Source organism: Nostoc sp. CALU 1950, from assembly GCF_051172895.1.
Lineage (GTDB): Bacteria > Cyanobacteriota > Cyanobacteriia > Cyanobacteriales > Nostocaceae > Nostoc > Nostoc edaphicum_A.
In genome coordinates this window covers 77598-101829 of record NZ_JBDNJQ010000009.1, presented here as the reverse complement: position 1 = coordinate 101829, position 24232 = coordinate 77598, and the positions used below count along the sequence as shown (strand labels likewise).

Here is a 24232-nt window from a genome sequence, read left to right as displayed (position 1 = left end):
TTTAAAAAAAATATTGTTAACTTTTTAATATTTTTTTATTTTCTTATATTTATCTTATATTTTTGGGAACACTAAACTCAGGAAGAATAAAACACATTGTGTAAGTTTTACCTACTGCTCAATCAGAGCAAGATGAAATAAATAATTAGAGTTGTGAGAGGAAAAGAAAATGGCTGTTGAAAAAGTTAACTCATCTTCAAGTCTGGCTGAAGTTATTGACCGCATTTTGGACAAAGGAATTGTAATTGATGCTTGGGTACGTGTTTCTTTAGTTGGTATTGAACTGCTATCAATAGAAGCTCGGATTGTGATTGCTTCAGTTGAAACTTACTTAAGATATGCCGAGGCAGTTGGTTTAACATCTCAGGCTGCTGTTCCATCTGCTGCTTAACCCCACATTAGAAAAAGGGAGTCTTTATGGCTCCTATTTAATATTTCTAGTTAACAAAATAGGAGATATCATCTGATGGCTCTCAAGAATTTATGGGAACAAGAGCGATCGCAGCGATTGCAAATAACTGCTGAACGCCGTCAAAAAGTTAACCAGTGGAAACAGCTAACTCAACAAGAACTTCAGCTACAAGCAGATGTGCTTCATCAAGAATTGAGAAGTTTTGTTACCAGCCTTCACAACGACAGGAACTCACAACAGCAGCAATTTCAGCAAGAGATTGTAGAGCGGCAATTGGAAATATTGCAAATAAAAACAGATGTCTCGCAACGCCAGCAAGAATACCGCCAACAGCGTTCAGCAAACGCTCAGGCATTATTCCAAAACTTGCAAAATTTCCGGGCAATCTTACATAACAGTGTTTGGGGCGATTACAGTCCCGAACAACCAGTTTCCCCGACTCCTGCTAAAGAAGAAAAATTAGTTGCAACGGTTCCAAAATGGTCAATTTCCCGTTCTGCAATTAAATCCACAGGTTTTCGTCCTGCCGTCAATACCATGACTAGGAAAGCGCCTGCGTTGAATGCAGATAATGTTAAATCTAAAGTGCAGCAATACATTCAGCAAGCTGAAGGAGCTACTCTGATAGAAATTGAAGAGGTGATAGGCTTAAGCCGGGTACAAACGATAGATATTCTGCGCTCCTTGATCAAGCAAGGAATACTGGAACAACGCGATCGCCAATACTTTATTCGGCAACAAGCAATTTCTGGACAAACTTAATTTAAGCTCATTTTTTGTATTTGCAGACTAGCGGTTGGGCGATCGCTTATGTCTATCGCCTTAAGCAGCAGAGTACAAAATCGATAAGCATTAAAGCTGGTCTATGGTTTGTAGTATTCAACATTTCCATCTTTTTCCAGTCTGTATTGCAACCACATCTATACAAGCAATTTGCTCAAGAGATGTAACATGGCAACAAGTTAACCTATTAATAATTAGTTAACCTATTAATAATTAGAAAAAGAGCTTAAATCTTTGTTCAATCTTCCGGTTTTAACTTTAAAAATATCCAGATTGGAAAGGGATATAACAAGCTGGGATAGCTCAATCAAGGTTTTGAACTGTGCTATTGGCAATCTCACAATGAAGTTAGTAAGCTGGATTGTTTGAGAAATTCTAATGTAAATGCAAAACTCAAGATATATAAGGAGGTGCGATCTATTGTGAATCAATTGATCGAGCAACTTCAAACTAAATTATTTACAGGTAGGCTAAATCTTGAAGCAAGGGATGGGCCAACTTGGACGCTATATTTTCGTTTAGGACGATTAATTTGGCAGGCTGGCGGTTCTAATGCCGATGAGCGATGGCGACGACACTTGTTGCGGTACTGTTCTAATCTGGATGTGACACAGTTGGAGCAGCTTGTCTCTCCCCAGGAAAATTACCGCGAGTATTCCATTCTTGCTAAGTTGCGAGAACAAAAATTAATCGAACAACAACAACTTGTTAGCCTGATTGCAAGCTCAATAGCTGAAGTCCTGTTTGATATCATGCAGTACATTGAAGCCAAAAAAAATGGCGACAATCCAGCAGGGCAGTTGTCACCTACTACCGTCGTTGGTGAAGTTCCTGGGGTTCTCCTAGCTGTAATACCAACAGAGGAAGTTTTGAAACGGGCTACACAAGCCTGGCAAGAATGGCGAGATGCAGGACTGGCAACCTACTCGCCCAATTTATTTCCGATCATTCAACAAATTGAGCTACTCCAAGGACAAGCATCCTCTAAACAGATTATTGCTCTAGTTGATGGCACAAAAACTTTACGAGGTCTAGGGCAAAAAAGCGGTCGGGATGTCTTAGCTTTGACTCGGTTATTGATGACATTGGTAAAAACAGGGGCGATCGCTTTTTCACCTACCCCAAAGCTCAGGCAGGTTGGGATTAGTAAAGAAACTGGCAACCCGTCCGGTGCAGTTAATAATTCCAATTCTTCACTAAAGGCAGAAGAGGACACTGTTTTACAATTTGCGCCCAATTTCAACAAAGCTGCTCCCCCAGCAACTAGTAAAGAAATTGTCAGTCCGTCCAGTGCAGTTAATAATTCCAATTCTTCACTGAAGAAAGAAGAGAACACTGTTATACAATTTGCCCCCCCAGCGGCTAGCAAAGCAATTATTGATGTCTCAAGACCTTTAGTAGCTTGTGTGGATGATAGTCCGATGATCTGTCGCAGTTTGGAGGAAATTCTCACCCATCAAGGTTATCGCTTTGTTGGCATTCAAGATTCCTTGACGGCAGTTTTAAACCTAATTAAAACCAAGCCAGACTTCATTTTTTTGGATCTTTTGATGCCAAAAGTAAATGGCTATGAAATTTGTTCTCAAATCCGTAAAACTCCAAGTCTCAAAAATGTGCCGGTTGTCATCTTAACTGGGAAAGATGGAATAGTAGATCGGATGCGAGCAAAATTAGTAGGAGCAACTGACTTTTTAGGTAAACCTGTAGAACAAGACAAAGTACTCAATATGCTTCACAAGTATTTAACCGTTTAGGTTGAAGCGGCAGTCATGCCAGTGGCTCCTCTACATCCATTTTCAAAACCGATTGTGGAAGGGAAATTGCTTTCTAAATCTAGCTTGGTGTTAATTTATTTGTCGCCATTATTTTTCAAATTCTGAATTAAATAGTTAGGAAAAAAAATGAAAAAAGTTCTTTTAGTTGAAGATAGCCTCACAGAATCCGAAAAGATGACACGTTACCTAGAGCAAGGAGGATATTCAGTTTATGAAGTTCGTAGTGGTGAAGAGGCTCAACTGCGGTTGAAACAACAAAAACCTGACTTGATTCTACTGGATTTGATTTTGCCAGGCCAAAGTGGATTTGAGTTCTGCCGCAAGTTGAAAGCCGATCCGACAACAAAAGGAATCCCGGTAGTAATTTGCTCAACTAAAAACACAGATGTTGATAGAACTTGGGGCAATATGAGTGGCGCTGATGGCTATTTAGTCAAACCTGTAGATGAAAATACCTTGCTCCAGACTGTTAATAAATTTATTCGCTAAAGGAAACTAGGGCAATGGTACAGGCCAATGATAGCTTTTCTTCGCTACCCATTAATAGCCAATTTCGACTTGAAAACTCTTCTCAAGGAAACAACCAGAGGTTTTTAAGATTTCCGTTGAATGGAAAGGTAAATGGGTTACTCCCATTAGCTGATTTGCGGGGAGTAATTCAGGTTGCGCTGACCGAGATTTTGCCAGTACCGCAGGTAGCAGAATTCTTGTTAGGCATAATGAATTGGCGGGGAGAAGCGATTTGGATTCTTGATTTAGCAGCTTTGTTGGGAGCAACACACTGGTGTCGGCGGGAAAGTGTGCGTAACTCTGGCATGGCGATGCTTGTTCAAGTCCAGAATCAAACCGTCGGGCTGTTGGTAGAGCAAGTCAATACCATTGAAGTTCACGATCCCCAAGAGCGGTTAGAGATTTCGACATCGATGTTACCTGGCCGACTAGGCTCATTCTTACAGGGTTACTTTGTGGATTCTCAAGGTAGCCCTTTGATGTTACTTGACACCCAGGTTGTGATTCAAGCCCTTCAGCCTCTTTAACACTAGACCTCTTGCAAAAATAGTTTTGCATTCTTGGGGGAAAGGGTTTTTTTATCAAGAAGGGGAAGGGGGAAGGGGGAAAGGTAAAAACCTCGCCCTCGTGTGCGAAATAATCCTTGTATTATTGGGAGGTAAAAACCTCGCCCCGCACTTCATGCCGCTACGCTAACGTGGGCGACTTGTTCATTCCTTTTCCCTTTCCCCTTTAACCTTTAACCCTATTTCTTATCCCTTTACCCTTTTCCCGACTTCTGCAAGAAGTTTACTCTGCATTCTACTTCTTAACTCCGACAACCTTCATAGCAAGAAAGATCATGGTAGCGCAACACAATCTTAGACCTAGCCAACCTCAGTCAAATTCCAGCAACGGTTTTAAGGAAACCGATAACGGGCATACCGTTGATGTACCAGCAAAACAGCAAATCACCTCCGCTCTAGAAGAATTGCGAACTGAACTGGATCAAGCTGATTGGGTGGAAACAGGGCCGTTGCGAGAGAGAATCCGCAAGTTAAAAGAACTGCTAAGTGTGTTGCCATATCAAGACGGAGGAGATGGATTAGAGGTAGAGCAAGTACAGGCGATCGCTAGCAAAATCCGCCAATTTTCCGATCTAGATACCTTGCTGGCTACTGCTGTCATGGAGATACAAAGCTCACTGCAAGCCGATCGCGTGGTGCTTTATGAGTTTACGAATCCGACGCTGGGGATAGTTGTTGCGGAGGCAATGAGGGATGGCTTTACCCCAATGCTGAAGGAAAAACTGCCCGCCGTCACTTTTGGGTTAGGTTCTGCCAAGATTTATCAACAAGAAAAATTAGTCGCGATCGCAGATACTCATACTGCAAGCTTGTCTCCTTACCAAAAGCAGCTCGTGGAGCGGTTTCAGGTAAGAGCTTGTGTGAGTTTGCCGATCTTAGCAAAAGATGGGGTTTGGGGTTTGTTGGTAGTGCAGCAATGCGCTGCTGCTCGCCAGTGGCAGAATGCTGAAATTCAGTTACTAAAATTAATCGAGCAGGAATTAGAAGCGCAACTGCAAGTTGCCGCGATCCAGGCTGCGTTGCAACAAGAAGTGGAAAAAGACCAAATCCTTGTCGGTGTAGCGAATAAAATTCTCCAGTCCAAAGATTTGGATACCATCTTTCGCGTTGCTACCCAAGAAGTGCGACAGTCACTAAAATGCGATCGCGTGGCAATTTATCGTTTCCAGCCAGATTGGAGTGGGGAATTTATTGCTGAATCTGCTGGATCTGAGTGGGTTTCTCTATTAGAAGAACAGCGAAACAACCCAGCAATTGTCAATAATGTTAACTATTGCAGTGTTAGGAACCTTGCAGACGAAGGCGGATTGGCTGGGACAACAGGGCGATCGCACAGTGCAGATAGCTACATTCAGCACACCCAAGGCAAAACTTTCCATCGCGGACAGATTTATCGAGTCACTAATGATATCTATAGTGCTGGTTTTTCTGACTGCTATATCAAAATTTTAGAAGCTTATCAAGCCAAAGCATACATTATTGTTGCCATCTTCCAGGGAGAAAAGTTGTGGGGCTTGCTCGCTGCCTATCAAAATTCTCAGCCTCGTCAGTGGAAAGATAGTGAAGTTCGCCTAATGGTGCAGGTTGCAACTTTGTCTAGTATTACTATTCAACAGGTGCAATATCAGCAACAACTTTATCACCGCTCTGAGGAGTCAGCCAAACTTGTTGAACGAGAACGTACTGTTTTCGGCATCATTGAAAAGATTGGGCAAGCAACGGATCTTCGCACCCTTTTCCGGATTACGACCCAAGAGTTGCGGCGATTTTTAAAATGCGATCGCGTTGTCGTTTATCAATTTCATCCAGACTGGAGTGGAGAAGTGATCGCTGAATCTGTGGCTGCTGGTTGGTCGTCACTGTTGGAGATGCAGGAACAAGACAGCACTTTAAAAACAGGTCTGATATCTTCAGAACGTTGCAATATTAAGGATTATGGCTCCCCTGTTAAAGCTGATGCCGATACCCATCTTAAGGAAACGCAGGGTGGAATGTACGCCAAAGGAACGCGCTTCCGTAAAGTCAACGATATTTCTGCTGCTGGTTTTTCACCTTGCTATTTAGAAACATTAGAGAAGTTTCAAGCCAAAGCATACATCATTGTTCCCATCTTCCGCGCTGGTAATCTTTGGGGTTTGTTAGCAGCCTATCAGAATTCTGAGGTTCGGAAATGGACTGAGGAAGAGGCCGGTGCTTTGTTGCAGATTGCCGAACCGTTGAGCATTGCCCTCCAGCAAGCTGAATATATCGAACAGCTACGGTTAAAAAATCTAGAAATGACCCAAGTAGCTGAAGTAGAAAACGCGATCGCACGAATGGCGGATAGAATGCGTAATTCCCAACAGCTAGAAACTATTTACCGCACTACCTTGGCAGAATTGCGGCAGTTGTTCAAATGCGATCGCCTTGCAATATATCGCTTCAACTCTGACTGGAGTGGTGAATTTATTGCTGAATCTGTAGGAAGTGACTGGGTGCCTCTGGTTGGCCCCGATATCAAGACCGTATGGGAAGACGAACACCTACAGCAAACCCAGGGCGGACGCTATCGCAACAATGAAACCTTGGCCGTCAATGACATCTATACTGTTGGTTATGCCCAGTGCCACATCGACCTGTTAGAGCAGTTCCAAGTTAAAGCTTACACCATCGCTCCCATTTTTGCTGGCAACAAACTTTGGGGTTTGTTAGGGGCTTACCAAAATAGTGGGTCACGCCAGTGGAATTCCGAAGAGGTGCGATTGCTGACCAAATTGGGCATTCAGTTGGGGTTAAGCGTGCAGCAAGTTGAGTACATCGAACAGCTGAAGATGAAGAATGCAGAGTTGGCGCGGGCAGCAGAAGAGGAACAAGTGCTGACAGGGATGGTGGAAAAAATCCGTCAAGCACAGGATATGGACACAATTTTCCTGAATGTGCTGCCAAGTTTACGCAAACAACTACAGTGCGATCGCCTAGCAGTATTTCACTTTCATCCCGACTGGAGTGTGGAGTTTGTTGCCGAATCCGTAAAAGATAAATGGTTGTCTTTAGCTGATTCCGACATCAAAACGATTTGGATGGACGAACATTTACAAGAAACTCAGGGCGGACGCTATCGCAATCATGAAACCTTTGTTGTCAATGATATCTACACTGCCGGTCACGTTCAGTGCTACCTAGAGATATTAGAAAAAATCCAGGCTAAGGCTTACGCGATCGCTCCGATCTTTATTGGAAACAAACTCTGGGGCTTTATCGGAGCATACCAAAATACTGGCCCTCGCGAGTGGAAATCCAAGGATGTGCAACTGTTGCGAAAAGTAGCTGTGCAAATGGGTATAGGCTTGCAACAGGTTAAGTATATCGAACAGCTCAAGAATAAGAATGCAGAGTTAGCCAGAACCGCAGAAGGGGAACGAGCATTAACACGGCTGTCAGAAAAAATTCGCCAAGTTCAAGAGCTAGATACGATTTTCCGCAATGCCCTACCAGAATTGCGATCGCATTTGGAATGCGATCGTCTCGCAGTGTATCGCTTCAATCCAGATTGGGGTGGGGAGTTTATTGCCGAATCTGTAAGTCGTGAATGGGTGGCTTTGGTTGGCCCCGATATCAGAACTATATGGGAAGATGAACACCTACAACAAACCCAAGGTGGACGCTATCGCAACAACGAGACGTTTGTAATTAATGACGTTTACACTGCTGGTCATGCCCAGTGCCACTTGAAAATTCTCGAACAATTTCAGATTAGAGCCTATATCATCACCCCGATTATTGCCGGAAACAAGCTCTGGGGTTTGTTAGGAGCTTACCAAAATAGCGGGCCGCGGCAATGGCAAGAGAATGAAGTCAACTTGGTAGCGAAAATCGGCACGCAGTTTGGGGTTGCCGTCCAGCAATCGCAATACTTACAACAAACCTTAACCAAGAATGAGGAACTGATAAAACTGGCAGAACGGGAAGTAGCAAACGCCCGATTTTCCTATCGCCTGCCAAGTCGGTTAACAGAGATGGCCCAAAGTCATGGTAATGTTCTGGAATTTATCCAGTTTGCCACCCACGAACTTCGTCAACTGCTCAAAGTAGATCGAGTTGGAGTTTACCGTTTTGAGCCTGATTGGTCTGGAGAATTTGTAGTTGAGTCTGTGACTGGGGATTGGCCTAAGCTGGTGGGAACTAGCCTTGCCAAAGTTAGAGATACCTATCTCCAGTACAACCAAGGAGGGCGTTATGTCCGCAAAGAAAGTTTGCAGGTTGACAATATATATACTGTCGGTCATGACGAATGTCACATCCAATTGTTAGAAATGTGGGGAACTAAAGCCTACATGATTTCTCCGATTTTTCAAGAAAATCGGCTATGGGGGCTGATGGGAGTTTATCAAAATAGCGCACCGCGCCAGTGGGAGCAATCCGAGGAGGATGTTCTCAACCAAGCCAGCGTCCAGATTGGTATTGCCCTCAATCTTGCAGACTACCTAACACAGGTGCGTACTCAAGAGCAGCAACTAGCAGAAGCAGCAGAGCGCGAACGCACCGCCCGCGAAAAACTCCAACAAGGAGCAATCCGCGTTCTCATGGCTTTGGAACCATCCTTCAGAGGCGATCTTACCGTTCGAGCGCCCCTATCTGAAGATGAAATTGGGACGATCGCCGATGGTTACAATACTACGATCCAAAGTTTGCGAGATTTAGTGCGACAAGTGCAGGTTGCTGCTGGCAGGGTGAGTGAAACTTCCAGCAATAACACTATCTCAGTAGTGAAACTATCTGACCAAGCTCAACAGCAGGCAGAACGGCTCGAAAACGCTCTGGAACAATTACAAATGATGGTAACTTCCACCCAGATAGTTGCTGCTGATGCTCAAAGAGTCGGACAGGCGGTGCAAAGAGCTAATAACACCGTCCAAGCTGGTGATTCCCTGATGGAAAGAACCGTAGATGGCATTTTGGAAATTCGAGAAACTGTGTCGGAAACAGCCAAGAAGATTAAACGTCTCGGTGAAGCTTCTCAGAAAATCTCGAAAGTAGTGAGTCTGATTGAAAACTTTGCCACTCAAACTAATTTGCTGGCACTCAATGCTGCGATCGAGGCTACCCGTGCCGGAGAGTATGGCAAAGGCTTTGCGGTGGTTGCAGATGAAGTTCGTTCTCTGGCTTATCAGTCGGCTAGTGCCACCACAGAAATTGAGCGACTCGTGCAAGAAATTCAAGCTGGCACCAACGAAGTTACCGAAGCAATGGAAATAGGGATTAGCCAAGTCGTCCAAGGCTCGAACTTGATCGATGAGACTCGTCATTCCCTAAGTGCGATCGTGGTAGCTACCAACGAAATTGGTGGACTGGTGCAAGGAATTACCCAAGCAGTTTCCCATCAAAGTCAGCAATCTCAAATGTTGACAGAGGCAATGATGGATGTTTCAGCGATCGCCCGCAAGACTTCAGAAAGTGCCATCCACATTTCCGAGTCTTTTGAGGAACTACGGATGACTTCACAACAACTGGAAACCAGCGTTAGCCAGTTCAAAGTTGACTAAGTAAGTCGTGGTGAATATTTGTTCTCAGGATAAGGCAGAGGGGCAGAGGGGCAGAGGGGCGGAGGGGCAGGGGAGAAACAACTCTCCTCTGCTCCCCTGCCTCCCCTGCTCCCCCTGCCTGCCTTAACAGATAAATCTCCTTGACACCAAGCGTATTATGAACCCCGATCCCAGTAATCAAGAGCAGGCTTTTCTTGCTGAAGCGGCAGAGTTGTTGCAAACCATTGAGCAGAATCTGATCGGTCTACTTGATGAAAAAACAATAGAAAAAGTTCATGCCTTGATGCGAAGCGCCCATACTATCAAAGGGAGTGCTGCCAGTGTTGGGCAAGAAACTATTCAGACGATTGCCCATCATTTGGAAGATGTATTCCAAGCGTTATACGCTCCAGAACTGGAAATCGATCCAGAATTGGGTGCTTTGCTTCTAGATGCTTATGAGTGCCTGCGAACTCCATTGAGTGCAGCTTTGATGGGCTTAACCTGCAATGAGGCAGAAATACTCGATCGAACTGCCTCAATCTTTGCCCAACTCCAACATAAACTAGGCGACTTTTTTGGTCGTGAGGCTCCGCTTCCTAGTTCGGAAGAACTTGGCTTTGATGTCGTAGAGTCAATCTTTTCCGGGAGTGTACTCCAGGATTTGCAACAACTGGAAACTGACATCCAAAGCCAAGATCCGCAACAAATTCAAACAACACTCAACTCCCAAGCAGAATTTTTTGTCGAACTAGCAGCATCTTATGGCTTATCGGGATTAGAAGAAATTGCCCAGGCGACCCTAAACGCGCTCAAAGCACATCCAGACAAAGTATTGCAAATCGCTCAGGCGGCTTTAGAAAATTTTAAAGCAGCTCAAATAGCAGTACTTGCAGGCGATCGCACTCAAGGGGGAGAAATATCTCCACAATTGCGAGAATGGGCAGGACTAACTATTCCTGTCCCAGAATCGCAAGAGCAGCCAGTTGCGATCGCTGCCCAACCCACAGAAACGCCTACAACTGAGAATAAGCCATCCCCCCTCCTCAGTGCCAGCGAAGCGGAATCAATTTGGTCGTTTTTCCCGAAGCGGACTGATAACTCCCTACCGAAAACACCGGAGGTACTGGCACCTATTTCTCAGGATTCGGTAGTAGCTCCCTCTGCCATAGATCGGATTTTACAGTCGATCTGGATCGGAGATCCACAGACATCCTGCCGATACTCAGACTCAGATCGGCCAGCCTCTCCACCACCAGCGCCAAGCCTCCAGGCTCAGTCATCGGCATCACTTCCCAGTATCCGAGTAGCGATAGAACAGCTCGATCGCCTCAGCCATACAATTGGGGAATTGCTAATCAGCGAAAACCAACAAAACCTGCAATCTAACCACATCCACAAAGCAGCCCAAGACACTCTACTACAGTTTTTGTACTGTCAACAACAACTTAGTAAAGTTTTTACTTGGTCGGATCGACATCTGCTGCTTCCCGAACGCAAGCAGCGACATATACATGGATCTCCACGAGTTATCTCTGCTACCGAGGCACAATCCAATTTTGATGCCTTAGAAATGGATAACTATAGCGAGTTGCACATTCTCCTGCAAAATCTGACAGAAGACATGGTGCAATTAGGAGAACAGATTGAGGCTGTTAATGGCTTAGTTCAGCAATCTCGCTTCAGCCTCGGAAAGCGCAAGCAACTGCTTTCAGGAGCGCAGGAAGATTTGCTGCAAGCCAGAATGGTGCCACTGGGAACAGTGTTGAATCGATTACCCCGCCTCCTGCAACAGATGGTAGCAACTTATCATAAGCCTGTTGAACTCAAGCTTGGCGGTACGAAGGTACTGGTGGATAAAGCCATTTCTGAGCAGTTGTACGATCCCTTGCTGCACATGATTCGCAATGCCTTCGATCACGGCATTGAACCGGTAGAAACCCGCCGCCAGCAGGGTAAACCAGAAACCGGAACGATTACAATTAAAGCCTATCATCAAGGCAACCGCACTACTATTGAGGTACGGGATGATGGTCGAGGCTTTAACTGGGAATCCATTCGTCAGCGAGCTATAGAAAAACACCTGCTGACTCCCGAACAAGTTGCCTACGCCTCAGAAGACCAACTGGCAGAGTTATTATTTGAACCAGGCTTTTCTACCGCCAACCAGGTTGGTGAGTTATCTGGTCGTGGTATCGGCTTAGATGTGGTTCGCACTCAATTGCAAGCTTTACAAGGTTCGATTGTGGTGCGATCGCTTTCAGGGCAGGGAACCACCTTCATGCTGCAATTGCCCCTGAGCTTGACAACAGCACGCTTGCTCGTTTGTCAATCTCAAGGTATTACTTATGGCTTGCTGTCTGAAGGAGTTAGCCAGGTTTTATTACCGCAGCCAGAGCAGATTCAAGTCCAGCAATCTTTACATGGGCAAGGCAGCCAAAAATTCTGGCAGTGGGGAGAAGGGCAAAATCAGCAATTAGTTCCCATCCGCTCGCTTGCGAATTTGCTGGATTACAAATATCCTTTATTCACCCAAGACCACAATTTAAACCTAAGTCCTTTTCCAGTCAAACAACGGAACACCATCGAACCTCTGCTGCTGTTAGAAACAGAGCATCAATACCTGTGTTTGCAAGTAGATCAGATTTTAGTCGAGCAGGAATTAGTAATTAAATCCCTCGGCAGAGTCCTGACTTTACCTAGTTACATCCAAGGCTACAGCGTGTTGGGAAATGGTAGTCTGACCCTAATCGTTGACCCGTTGGAGTTAGTTCGGCAAACTTGGGAGACAGATATGATGCCGACTTCCCCAGCATCAAGTCTTGCAATATTGCCCGCGCCTGAGCCTGTTCTTACTCTAGAGGCACAGCAATCCGCAACTATAACGCAACCGCAGCAACAGCCGATGGAAGTCAATACAGCCGTTGCTCAACCTAACCGACTGACAGTGTTAGTCGTGGAAGATTCGGTTGTCCAAAGGCAAAGTTTGGTGCAGACGCTCCAAAAAGCCGATTATCAAGTGTTGCAAGCAGGCGATGGTCGAGAGGCGATCGCTCAAATGGTGCAACACAGTGATGTCGATTTAGTGATTTGTGACATTGAAATGCCGCGTATGAATGGATTTGAGTTTTTAGAACACCATCGCCAAGACGAGCGTTTGTCCGGGATTCCTGTAGTAATGCTGACTACTCGTAGCGGACAGAAGCACCGCCAATTAGCTTTAGCTCTAGGGGCGAAAGCTTACATGACCAAACCCTATTCAGAACAGAGCTTTCTAGCGGCGATCGCTGAACTGGTTAATGGGTAAAGGGTAAAGGGTAAAGGGGAAGGGGTAAAGGGGAAGGGGTAAAGGGGAACGGGGAAGGGAAGGAATGGAAAGGAAAAAAATTGAAACTTTTGAGGATTTAAAAGTATGGCAAAAAGGTATTGACTTAGTTAAGCAAATATACTTAAGGACTAAGGAAGGTGAACTGAGTAGAGACTTTGGTTTAAGAGATCAGTTAAGACGTGCATCCGTATCAATACCTACAAATATTGCAGAAGGATTTGAACGATATTCTCGCAAAGAATACTTAAACTTTCTAAATATTGCTAAAGGGTCTGCTGGTGAAGTTCGCAGTCTTTTAAGAGTAGCGTTAGAAGTAGGCTATCTAGACCAACCAACTTATACACAACTTTCTAATCAAGCTATAGAGTTGAGCCGTATGCTATCTAATCAAATTCAATCTATAAATCAGTCAATGCCCTTCGGGCAGGGAAAAGGTTAAAGGGGAAAGGGGAAAGGGAAGCCCCTAACTTTAGTTAGGGGCTTGAAGTAAGGATGCCTCAATTCTTGCGCAATAGTCTGGAATTGAATCTTTTTCCCCTCCATAAATAAAGTTTAGGGGCTTGCACCCTTTCCCCTTTACCCTTTACCCTTTCCCCTTTACCCTTTCCCCTTTACCCTTTCCCCTTTACCCTTTACCCTTTCCCCTTTACCCTTTCTATTATTTATGCTTAACACTCCCTTTCCGTTTAAGCGATTATCTGGCGCTGTGAGCGAGCGTGACTCATTACGAGTCGTTGTTTTTGCGATCGCAGACTATTTATTTGCTCTGCCAGTTGGTGCAGTTCTCAAGGTGATGGCTTGTCCCCCTATTCGCAGTACGGTTGAAAGTGGTATCGGGATGGTCGATTTGGGAGCGCAAACCATTACGATTGTGGATTTGCGCCAGAAGTTCATTCAGCAAGTACAAGGCCAACAGGCGCATCAAGTTCCCTCTGCGGTTGACACTTCAGGACGCTTCTTACTTCTGACTCAAACACGGACTGGGGAAATTTGTGGCATTCCTGTGGACAAGCCCCCTGCCTTAATCGATATTCCTTTAGAAGCAGTGCGTCCGGTGCCGTGGTCTTATCGGCAAGTGGCGGAGTTAAGCTGTGTTAGCCACATGGCTGTTTTGCCTGTAGCACCAAATGAGGAACCACTCAAAGTACTTCTTTTTGGTATGAGCCAGATATTGGCTGATAAGTTGGGGTTGCCCGGAACAACCCCAACCTTGTCTGCTGGGCTGACATCAGGCGAACAACGGCAAAGATTTCTCCGTTTTTCCTTGGGGAATCAAGGAAGTGGATTGCTACCATTTGACTCAATACAGGACATTATTCATCTCGCTAGCCAAGAAATTTCCCCAGCCCCGGCCTTACCAAGTTGGATTTTAGGTTTCTATAATTGGCAAGGACAAATGCTACGGCTAGTTGACTTGGAACATTTGCTTGGTTATGCGCCGCTTTTGAAGCGGCAGTCACGACCAGAAAAGCCAATGGTTCTGGTTCTCGAACTGCAAAATCAGGTAATCGGGTTTTTGGTGGCTCATGTCTACGATGTAGAGTGGCAGGATTTACAGCAAGCACAATCGGCACCAACCGACCTTTCCCCAAACAAACTGCTAAATTTTGTTCGAGGTATTCTGCCAGGCGATCGCTGGATTTTAGACACCAGAGCGATCGCCCAAACATTGCAATGGCAAACCCACTGATTTAACTTGATGCTGCCAAGGAGTTTTCTGTGACGATCGCAACTTTAGACCCTAATTCTGAAACCCAGCCTGTTGAAAATGAAATCCAGATAGAAGAAATTTTGGCTAATGTGGCTCTAATCAAAGCAGTCTTTCAATCTGCTAAGGGGCCAAAGGTCGCTCAATTGCAGCAGAAGGTAAGTCAAATCGAAGCTTTTATCCAAGCTTTGGCTAAGGATTCGCCCAGTGATAATGATGAAAATGTTCGAGGGGCTTTTCAACTCCAGCGAGAACAACTTGCGGCCATTGATCGGCAAATGCAGCAAGCAAAAGGTCAAGCTGAACTTTTGGAGGTTACAGTCACCGCCCTTCGAGATGTTCTCAACGCCGATCGCGTTTTGATTTATCGTTTTGAGGAAGATAATCGCAGTCGAGCGATCGCTGAAGCTATACAAGCAGGTTGGACATCCTTGCTCAACCAATCCCTACCGATAAATTTGTTTGTTAATAAACCCGATGTTGGCGACGGACAACACTCGCAGGGCAACCTAACTGAAGTATTAGAATTAACTCCCCGCCAACAGCAATTTTGGCAACGCTTTCAGGTGCAAACTAGCCTCTGCTTACCCTTGATTGTCAAACAACAGCCTTGGGGTTTTTTAGTTATTCATCATTGCCTCCAACCCCGACAATGGCAGGAAGCAGAGCGCAGTTTGCTACAACAAGTAGGAATGATGTTGACAATTAACTTGCGCTGGGCTGAAATAGTAGCTCCACCTGTTCAACAGCAAAAGGCTGAATCCTGCGATCGCTCTGAGTTACTAGTGCCATTTCAGCAGGTGAGCCAGGCTGTACAAGAAGGAGCAAGAATCGCCGAGCTTGCCAACGAGCATTTAATGTCTATTCAAGATACTGTTGCTATTACTAATAAACAGCTGCAATACCTTGGTGAATTTTGCCAGCAAGCTTCTGGCTTTGTTGGCCTTGTGGAAGGCTTGAGTACCAAAATTCAGGTTTTGTCCCTGAATACAGCCATCGAAGCCACAAAAGCTAACGACCAGGAACGAGGTTTGCTAGCTGCTGCCGAACAGGTGGAAATTCTCGCCCGTCAAGCCCGCGACAGCACCCTAAATATAGAGGAATGGTTCCAAGAACTCCAGGTGGCAGCAGCAGACGTTACTTCTGCTATCGAACCGTGCGATCGCCAAATCAGTGCTGGGCTGGAGTCAATCGCGCAAATCCACGAGCAATTTCGAGCGATCGGCGACATCGCTGCTTGTACCCTCAAATCAATAGACCTCTTGCAAAAGTAACTTTTGCAAGAGGGGGGAAAGGGAAAAGGTTAAAGGGAAAAGGGTTTTTATTAGCCCTTTCCCCTTTACCCCTTACCCTTTTCCCCACTTCTGTAAGAAGTCTAATGTCGAAGCCATAGAATTGTCACAAACCCATAGAAACTGAGAGTTGTTTTCATGAGTACCGATTTTGTCCCCCAACCGCAGAACGACGATCGCTTCCTAGAAGAAGCGATCGATCTGTTGCTGTTCTTGGAGCAGGAGTTGCCTAACTATACAAAAGACAGTAACCCTGGTACAGCTTTGGCTCTCATGGAAGCTGCTCGCTCTCTGCATTCGATTGCCATAGCAGCCGAGCTAGATGCCATTGCCGTAGTTGCGGCTGCACTAGAAGAGATTTTTCAGCTTTTGCATCAGTATCGGGCAACTGTCAACGCCCCAATCGCCTCGCTGTTGTCGGAAGGATTAGATTGCCTACAAATGCTGTTGATGGCATTTTTAACAGCCTCGCAAATTGACGAAGTAGAAATTCTGGAGCGGATGTCTGCCATTGTTGCTCGTCTACAAGCAGAGTTTGGCGATTCCCAGGAAACAAATCTTGAGACATCGTTAGAGCAACCGCAAGAATATCAACCAGTTATTCAGTTTGGCGATCGCTTGGCCAAGGTAGAATCTTCTGCGGAGCAAGTTATCGTTAAAGACAAGGAAAGTCTTGACAGAGAACTAATAGATGAAACTAGCCCCCAGTCTGGCAGCCTTGTTCACGTAGATATCGAGCAGCTTCCCATCAAGGTAGGGGAACTAACAAACCTGGAGGAGTATGGGGAAGAAGATTTTCATGCTTGGTTGGGGGATTTTTCCCTGTCTGCTGAAATATCTGAAACATCCCTAGTTAAATCTGTTCGCGATCGCCATCCACTCTCTTTGCAAGAATCCATTTCTACCATTCTTGCAACAAGTATTCCAGCCGCTACACCTATCAATATTAAGCATCTTGAACAACTAAACGCGCTAATTGCAACATTATTAATTAACTATAATCAGCAAGCTTGTCAGGAAGAACAACAGCAACATACGATCGGGCGGTTGCTCCGACAAGTTAAACGATTACAACACCTGCTGGATAATCTACAGGAATGGTCAGGACGTTTAGCAGCAATTTCAGATACCCTTTCTCCTCTAGCGGCTTCTCGCTCTCAGCAATTATACGGTACTCTTCAATCTGTTTTGGCTGAAGCGTCTCAAGTGGCATCAACTGTTTATTCCCTTAATAACAATCATCATCAACTCAAACAAGAACTCATACAGCAGGAAAAGTTACTTAACCAGTCTTCCAATTTAGTCAAAAAAGTTACAACTATTCCTTTAAAAGTAGCTTTAGAACCGTTGCATCGCCTTTGGTCTCAGTTACAAGCTCTACAAGATAAGTCTGCTAAACTACATTTACAAATTAGCGATATCCAAGTCGATCGGGCATTTAGCGATCGCCTCCGCACCCTCTTGTTGCATATAAGTTGCTATTTACTAGAGCAAAGTATTGAGTCTGGCCAAACACGCCAACACCTTGGTAAAAATAGCAACGGTATTATTGAAATTCAAGTTTACCAGCAAGGAAATCAACTGATTATTGATGGCTGTGATGATGGCGCAGGACTTAACTTATCTCAAATTTATCAACAAGCTTCAGCCCAAGGACTCGCCCTTACAAAACCAGGAAATATTTTACAAGAGCTAGTACTTGAACCAGAGGTTTCATCTGTTTTATGCGATCGTGCTGCTTTAGAGTTAGGAGCAGAATTAACTGAAGTTTGCAAGCAATTAACAGCTATTCAGGGAAGAATAGTATTGAAGTCTAAAACTGGACATGGTACAGCCTTCTCGCTCCAAATTCCCCTCGATCAAAAAATTGCTCAACTTATCGTCTGCCAAGCTAACTCCAGAGTCTATGCATTTATTGCCGATTCCGTAGAGCAGATTTGTCTATCCCAGTCCGAACAAATTATCCAAACTCAAGCGGGACGCATGTTATTTTTGCAGTCTTCTGGCACCAGTGGCTTGCTTGGTTGCGATCGTGAGGATCTAACAACAGAAATGCTCGTCCCTATCCACTTATTGACTGATGTGCTGATTTGTCCTAACCAGCTTCGCACCTCAGTTACCACTTACAGGACAGATACACTAAATGCTTTCAAGCAGGATAAGCCTTTATTAGTATTTCGTTACTTAGACAAACGATGTGCTTTAGAAGTAGATTGCATAATCGGCAAACAATCCGCTGCGATCCATCCTTTGGGGGAAGCAATCCCAGTTCCTGCTTATATCCAAGGAACTAGCCTTCTTGCCAATGGGCAACTTAGCCTGGTTTTGGATGGTCATCTTCTCGCAAAATCTCTAACTTGAACTCAATACCTACCGAAATGCTTGTTGCACATGAATTACAGCAGTTTTAACATAGACCCCCAATAAAAGCGCTTCAGTTCATAGCACATCCATGCATGAGCGATCGCATTTGAAAAGAGTTAACCTCTGTTAGGAGGATGACGGCGATCTGAGCATAAAAAATTTTACAATGAGTAAATACCCATTTCTGATCCACTCATTACTCATTACTTCTAACTCCTAACTCATTACTCAAAAACTAATAATTTAGGCGTAATTTATGCTTAAACTTTTATTGTATCGTATACCTAGTCTAGCGTAGGCGCAGTCCGCCGCAGGCATCGCACATTCCCTTATAATCGCTGAAATCCTTTTAACGTAACATTTACCATTTTCGGATAAGTCTTGTCAGGAACACGCTCTGAAGTTGATTTAATTGACTTATTCAACGCTTCTTCAAAGCTTTGTTGATCGCTGCTTGATTTAATTGACATAATGTTGTGTCGTAAATAACTCATTAAACTTTTCTAATCGTAGGAGCATTTAAATAAGCCTGAGGATTCTCAGGGTCAAATTCCAGACCATTAAAAAATTTCTCTATGCCCCGTGATGTATTTGGTGGAATCGCTTTTTCTTGACCAATAAGTTTAGCTGCTTCTCGCCACAAATCTTCGCGATTTACAGCCTCAATTAAAGGTTTAGTCTGAAATTCTGGGGAACGATACCCCCATCGCATATCTTCGATTAAAAACCACAAATCATGGCTTTTGTAAGGGTAGGAAGCATTATTGCGCCAAAACTTAATCGCATGAGGACTATTTTCTACAACGCGACCGTTTCCATAATCAAACTTGCCCAGTAAGCGATCGCGAAGTAAATCACTTTTGACTCCCATCCATTGGCGTTGTGAGAGAATCCTTACCATTTCCTCCATATTTTCAGGGCGATCGCACCATATCTGAGCTTCCAAAACAGCAGCTAGCAGTGCTTTAGCTGCCTTAGGATGCTTATCTACCCAGTTACCACGCATGGCGAGTGCTTTTTCAGGGTGATTGTTCCACAACTCTCCACTAGTTACAGCTGAGTATCCAAGCTTCTGTTTAATCAAACGATGATGCCAAGGATCGACCACACAAAAACCATCCATCGTCCCACCGCGCATGTTAGCTACCATTTGAGGCGGTGGTACCACCATCAGGGATGCATCTCGTTCCGGATCAATACCGCCGTAAGCAAGCCACCAGCGCATGAAAAAATCTCCTGTTACCCGTCGATAGGGAATAGCAAAGCGGGAGATTTCTCCACTCAACGCCTTCTGAGCCAAAGCTGATTTGAGGGCAAAACTGTCCAAACCAAGATTTAAATTTTTATGGGCATTGGCAAGTGAAATCCCTTGTCCATTCAAATTTAAACGAGCCAGGATATATATAGGTATTTTACGACCGTATGTAATCTCTCCTGTAGCAATCAGGTATGTCATGGGAAAGAGTAAATGGGCACCATCCAAGCCACCATCGGCTGAACTTAACATCAGTTTGTCACGCGTAACAGCCCAAGAAGCCTGCTTATTTACCTGGACATCAGGCATACCATACTTAGCAAAAAAGCCTTTAGCTTTGGCGATAATTAAAGGAGAGCAGCTGGTAACAGCGATGAAGCCCAGTTTAGCGGTTGTCACCTCAGGAGTATCGCTATAACCAGCATATACACCTGAACTTAACTGGGTAAGAGGGGAGCCAGAAGTGCCACGATGGGTTATGGTTTGAGTCAGTAATGCTGCTGCACCTGTGGTTGCTAAAAATTTGCGTCTGGAAAGCTTTGCCATATCGATTCATCTCTTGCAAGTAAACAGATATATATAGGAATCCGCTTTGATTTCTGAACTAATTTGCGTAAGCAGGTAATAGGCAATAGGCAATAGGCAACAGTCAAGAAGGCTTCTTAGAGGTTGTTTGAAAAGTGTTTCGCTGTCACTTTAGGTACTTTTAGATCCCCCCTAACCCCCCTTCAAAAGGGGGGAAGCCGGAATCAAAGTCCCCCTTTTTAAGGGGGATTTAGGGGGATCTAAAATTTTTGATACCGACAAGAGGACTTTTCAAACATCCTCTTAGTTGTAATGAGTTGTTTCAGAAATCAAATATGAGTCCTATATACTTTGATAGTAATAAGCTAATCGTTATTTAAATTGCATCTCGGTATAAGAGTATCCCCATGTTTTCTAGCAACTTTAACTATGTAATTTAAAATGCTGTTATGGTGGTAATTACGAATTCTACTAGGAGAAAATTAAAGACTAAAGCTCTTAATTTCCTAAGCACTAAAGTGCTTACTACAAACTTTTCATTACTAGCTTAGATATTGTGCTAGCCAAGTTTGTGTGATCGAGTCTAAACTGATTTAGGCAAAACGCTTAAAACTTGGCTTTCTATATATTTAACCTGCTGCTGTCTGTGCAGAAATTGCATCATCTCATGCCGGAGTGCATGATATTTAGTACTATCCATAATCTCCGTCGGGAATCGAGGATATACAAAAGGCACTTCCAAAACTTGATCGATGGTTGCACCAGGGCCATTTTTCAACATTACCACGCGATTAGAGAGCAATAGTGCTTCATCTACATCATGAGTAACCATCATGGCAGTGATATCGTTTGTATTACAAATATGCATCAACTCAGTTTGCAGAGAACTACGAGTCAAAGCATCCAAAGCTCCAAATGGTTCATCCAAAAGTAGCAGCTTGGGCTTAATCGCTAAGGCTCGTGCTAGCGCCACTCGTTGCTTCATTCCGCCAGAAAGTTGTGTTGGTTTTTTGCGAATGGCATCTTTCAGCCCCACCATTTCCAGAGAATCAGCAATTAGCTGATAGCGTTCTTTCTTGGATTTATGACGCATTACCTTATCAACAGCTAAGGCAACATTGTCCCAAGCAGTTAACCAAGGTAAGAGGGAATAGTTCTGAAACACCATCATCCGATCGGAACCAGGTCTGCGTACTAATTGACCGTCAACTTCCACATAGCCTTGTGTTGGTTTCTCCAAGCCAGCCACAATATTAAGTAAGGTAGACTTACCACAACCGGAATGACCGATGAGGGAAACAAAATCTCCCGGTATGATTTTCAGGTTAATATCTTGGAGGACAATATTTTTACTACCATCCGATAGTTTAAATTCCTTTTTTATCTCTTTAATTTCAACAAAACTAGACATATCTATTATATTCCTCTTATGTCTTATAGCTGATAATTTTTTTCTGTAAGCAGGCTATTCTTGTGGAGTTAATTTTAAGGATAAATAAGCCATCATTTTGTCTAGAATTAGACCAACTCCACCCAAGTAAATAATTGCCAAGATGATTTCACTAATATCTGAGTTGTTGTATGCATTGACGATAAAAAAGCCAATTCCATCGTAAGAAAGCAACATCTCAGATGCAACAACAGCTAACCAAGATAGACCTAGTGCAATTCTTAATCCTGTAAAAATGTAGGGAAGTGTAGCAGGCAGTAAGATTTTAAAAAAGTTCTCAAAAATTGTGAGTCCTAAAATCTTGGAAACGTTGGTGTAATCTCTAGGAATCAATTGCACACCCAAAGCAGTATTAAGGATGATTGGCCAAATTGCCGTGATAAAGATTACAAAGATGGCTGAGGGATCGGGTTTGAGGAAAATAGCCTGAGCAAGAGGTAGCCAAGCCAGAGGCGCAACCGGACGCAACAGTTGGATAATTGGGTCGAATGCAAGTCTAGTAAATTTGTTCAAGCTAATAATAAAACCAACAAAAATACCTACTATGGCAGCTAGTGAGTAGCCAAAAACCACTCGTCCAAGGCTGTCAATAACCAACCAAAACAATCCTTTGTTATTACCTCCCTTGTTAAAAAAGGGATCGATAATTAAGTCCCAGGTATCAGTTATAACCTTAAAAGGAGAAGGCAGTGATGTTTCAGGATTTAAGCTGATTAAATACCATACAATTAACAGAATTATGATGCCAAAAACAGAAGGGATAATTTCTTTATATTGCTTGTAAAAACTATGGTATATATCATTTTTAGTGTTTATGAACATTGAGTTAAATCCTTATGTATAACAATACTAATTGCATTGAGATTGCGCCTATTTAGATAAAAAATACAAGAATAAATACAGCAAATTAAAGTTTTATGAAGTATACAATTTAACTCTCAAATTTAGCTATAAAATCTGTTTTACCTCTGATTTATTCTGTTTTTTACAGTTTGATGATACAAATCTTTTTGGGAGAGCGATCGCGACTTAAATTCGTATTAGCTGATAACGCTAGATTGACGAACAAGAAACTCGCGGATAGCTGGGTCTTCTACTAGACCGATGGCACGGCTGTAAGCCTGTTTAGCTTGTGAATTCTGACCCAAATGCTTAAGCAGGTGAGCTTTGAGCGCCCAATATGGCTGATAACTTTTGACAGACTCGGCAGGGAGTGCTTCGAGGAGCGCCAGACCTTGTTCCAACCCTTTGGCTTCTGCGATCGCTGCGGCATGTCCAACTAAAGCACCCAGTGTTGGCGAAAACTGAATCAACCCTTCATATAAAAGTGCTAAAGTCTGCCAATCTGTGCGCTCAGTCACTCTACGTTGAGCGTGTGTCGATTGAATAGCAGCTTCCAACTGAAACTTTCCGAGCTGATTGAATTTTGCTGCTTCGGCAAGTTCGCGCTCCGCCTCGTTTAACATTGGCTGCGACCAAAGTGTAACGTCTTGCTCTAAAAGCGGAATATAAGCACCGTTTTTCGTCCGACGGGCATCACGACGCGCTTCACAATGTAACATCAGCGCTAATAGCCCCCGTGCTTCAGGTTCTTCTGGTAAGAGTTGTACGCACAGACGTGCCAACCAGATTGCTTCTTCTGTTAAACCCTTACGCCGTGGATCGACCCCAGTCACGTTTTCCCAGCCATTACTATAGGCAGCATAGATTGCCTCTAGCACAGCATCCAACCGCATCGCCAAATCTTTGGCTTCTGGCAACTCGAAGGCAATACCAGCATCTCGAATCTTAGCTTTGGCACGGACGAGCCGTTGACTCATTGTTACTGGGGCGATCAGAAAAGCTGAGGCAATCTGAGCAGCATTCAGCCCAAGCACTGTTTGCAGCATTAAAGGGGTACGGATACCTGCATCAATCGCTGGGTGGGCACAGATAAATAGGAGCTTTACGCGATCGTCTGGGAACAAAACTTCTAAAGATGTCTCCTGTTGCACATCATCAGCTATCAGCTTCAGTGCATAGGCTGCTGAGGCTTTCACCTTAGCGTGTCGGGCATCATCGATCAGGCGACGCCGTGCAGTAAGCAGCAGCCATGCTTCTGGATTATCAGGGACACCTTTTTCTGTCCAAGCTTTCAACGCAGCCAGGAATGCATCGCCAAGCACATCTTCCGCAGCAGCCACATCATGTGTGCGAACTGCCAGGTATGCAACTAATTGCCCGTATGAGTTACGTGCTGCGAGTTCTGCGGCTTGACGTGCATTCACAGTAGTCATTAGCCTTGAGTCATTGGCAATAAAGGTCTAACTTCAACCGCACCGTCAGCTGCTGTCGGACAACGAGCCGCCCAATCCAGAGCTGCATCCAAATCTGGTACATCTATGAGGTAGAAACCGCCAAGTTGCTCTTTGGTGTCGGCGTAGGGCCCGTCCTGGACATGCCGTTGACCATCGCGCAATCGCACTGTTGTACCAGCATGAGGCTGATAGAGCGCAGCACCGCCAGCAATTGCACCAGCTTCAGCCAGAGCTTGTGAGTAGGAGCTGAAAGCGCCCCAATAAGCATCCTTGTGCTGTTCATCTGTACGATTATTGAAATCGGTTTCGCTCTCGTAGATTAGGATTGCGTATTGCATGTTAGTTCCTTTGTTGTGAGTTGATTTCGAGTTTGGTATTTTCCGCGCTCAATTATATGACGTGTAATTTATGAACATTTCGACAGAAATCGCAAAATTTTTTTCGTGAACACCAATTATTGGGTATC

17 protein-coding genes are annotated in these 24232 nt (G+C 44.3%); 12 read left to right on the top strand and 5 right to left on the bottom strand.

Going from position 1 to position 24232, the window contains the following annotated elements; translation table 11 throughout:
* Positions 1 to 169: 169 nt before the first annotated feature.
* The 12 genes from gvpA (at position 170) to ABF638_RS04850 (ending at position 18236) form a co-directional block, all read left to right on the top strand.
* Positions 170 to 391 (top strand): gas vesicle structural protein GvpA, encoded by a 222-nt coding sequence (gene gvpA, locus ABF638_RS04905; protein ID WP_012408764.1) that lies wholly within the window; start codon positions 170 to 172, stop codon positions 389 to 391.
* Between the two features lie 75 nt (positions 392 to 466).
* Positions 467 to 1174 carry a gas vesicle protein GvpC gene (locus ABF638_RS04900; protein ID WP_435020730.1) on the top strand — a complete coding sequence of 236 codons (708 nt, stop codon included), beginning with the start codon at positions 467 to 469 and terminating at the stop codon, positions 1172 to 1174.
* Between the two features lie 14 nt (positions 1175 to 1188).
* Entirely contained in the window at positions 1189 to 1362 is a 174-nt protein-coding gene (locus ABF638_RS04895; protein WP_181852931.1) for a hypothetical protein, read from the top strand.
* A 255-nt stretch (positions 1363 to 1617) separates the two neighbouring features.
* The gene (locus ABF638_RS04890; protein WP_435020728.1) at positions 1618 to 2949 is read left to right on the top strand and encodes a response regulator; all 1332 of its coding nucleotides are present in this window, start codon (positions 1618 to 1620) and stop codon (positions 2947 to 2949) included.
* Positions 2950 to 3096: 147 nt separating this feature from the next.
* Positions 3097 to 3459: a response regulator transcription factor gene (locus tag ABF638_RS04885; RefSeq protein ID WP_069071669.1), complete on the top strand. Its 363-nt coding sequence runs from the start codon at positions 3097 to 3099 to the stop codon at positions 3457 to 3459.
* A 14-nt stretch (positions 3460 to 3473) separates the two neighbouring features.
* Positions 3474 to 4007, top strand: a complete 534-nt coding sequence (locus ABF638_RS04880; protein ID WP_435020725.1) for a chemotaxis protein CheW — start codon at positions 3474 to 3476, stop codon at positions 4005 to 4007.
* Between the two features lie 314 nt (positions 4008 to 4321).
* Positions 4322 to 9568, top strand: coding sequence for a GAF domain-containing protein (locus ABF638_RS04875; RefSeq protein WP_435020723.1), 5247 nt, complete (start codon positions 4322 to 4324; stop codon positions 9566 to 9568).
* Positions 9569 to 9725: 157 nt separating this feature from the next.
* A complete protein-coding gene (locus tag ABF638_RS04870) occupies positions 9726 to 12854 on the top strand; it encodes a hybrid sensor histidine kinase/response regulator (protein WP_435020721.1) in 3129 nt (1042 codons plus the stop codon).
* Between the two features lie 64 nt (positions 12855 to 12918).
* On the top strand, positions 12919 to 13314 hold the full coding sequence (locus ABF638_RS04865) for a four helix bundle protein (RefSeq protein ID WP_435020719.1): 396 nt from the start codon (positions 12919 to 12921) through the stop codon (positions 13312 to 13314).
* Positions 13315 to 13539: 225 nt separating this feature from the next.
* Positions 13540 to 14565 carry a chemotaxis protein CheW gene (locus tag ABF638_RS04860; protein ID WP_435020717.1) on the top strand — a complete coding sequence of 342 codons (1026 nt, stop codon included), beginning with the start codon at positions 13540 to 13542 and terminating at the stop codon, positions 14563 to 14565.
* Positions 14566 to 14594: 29 nt separating this feature from the next.
* On the top strand, positions 14595 to 15857 hold the full coding sequence (locus ABF638_RS04855; RefSeq protein WP_435020715.1) for a GAF domain-containing protein: 1263 nt from the start codon (positions 14595 to 14597) through the stop codon (positions 15855 to 15857).
* A gap of 156 nt (positions 15858 to 16013) precedes the next feature.
* Positions 16014 to 18236 (top strand): hypothetical protein, encoded by a 2223-nt coding sequence (locus ABF638_RS04850; RefSeq protein ID WP_435020713.1) that lies wholly within the window; start codon positions 16014 to 16016, stop codon positions 18234 to 18236.
* A gap of 496 nt (positions 18237 to 18732) precedes the next feature.
* Here the strand turns inward: ABF638_RS04850 and ABF638_RS04845 are convergent, their stop codons facing one another.
* The 5 genes from ABF638_RS04845 to ABF638_RS04825 all read right to left on the bottom strand — a co-directional run bounded on the left by ABF638_RS04845 (position 18733) and on the right by ABF638_RS04825 (position 24104).
* Positions 18733 to 20040 carry a CmpA/NrtA family ABC transporter substrate-binding protein gene (locus tag ABF638_RS04845; protein WP_435020711.1) on the bottom strand — a complete coding sequence of 436 codons (1308 nt, stop codon included), beginning with the start codon at positions 20038 to 20040 and terminating at the stop codon, positions 18733 to 18735.
* A gap of 562 nt (positions 20041 to 20602) precedes the next feature.
* Complete coding sequence (locus ABF638_RS04840; protein ID WP_435020709.1) at positions 20603 to 21430, bottom strand: ABC transporter ATP-binding protein; 828 nt, start codon at positions 21428 to 21430, stop codon at positions 20603 to 20605.
* Between the two features lie 54 nt (positions 21431 to 21484).
* The gene (ntrB, locus tag ABF638_RS04835; protein WP_435020708.1) at positions 21485 to 22291 is read right to left on the bottom strand and encodes a nitrate ABC transporter permease; all 807 of its coding nucleotides are present in this window, start codon (positions 22289 to 22291) and stop codon (positions 21485 to 21487) included.
* A 218-nt stretch (positions 22292 to 22509) separates the two neighbouring features.
* The gene (locus ABF638_RS04830; RefSeq protein WP_435020707.1) at positions 22510 to 23745 is read right to left on the bottom strand and encodes an RNA polymerase sigma factor; all 1236 of its coding nucleotides are present in this window, start codon (positions 23743 to 23745) and stop codon (positions 22510 to 22512) included.
* Positions 23745 to 24104 carry a YciI family protein gene (locus ABF638_RS04825; protein WP_435020705.1) on the bottom strand — a complete coding sequence of 120 codons (360 nt, stop codon included), beginning with the start codon at positions 24102 to 24104 and terminating at the stop codon, positions 23745 to 23747. Before ABF638_RS04825 ends, ABF638_RS04830 begins: the two co-directional genes overlap by 1 nt.
* Between the last annotated feature and the right edge of the window lie 128 nt (positions 24105 to 24232).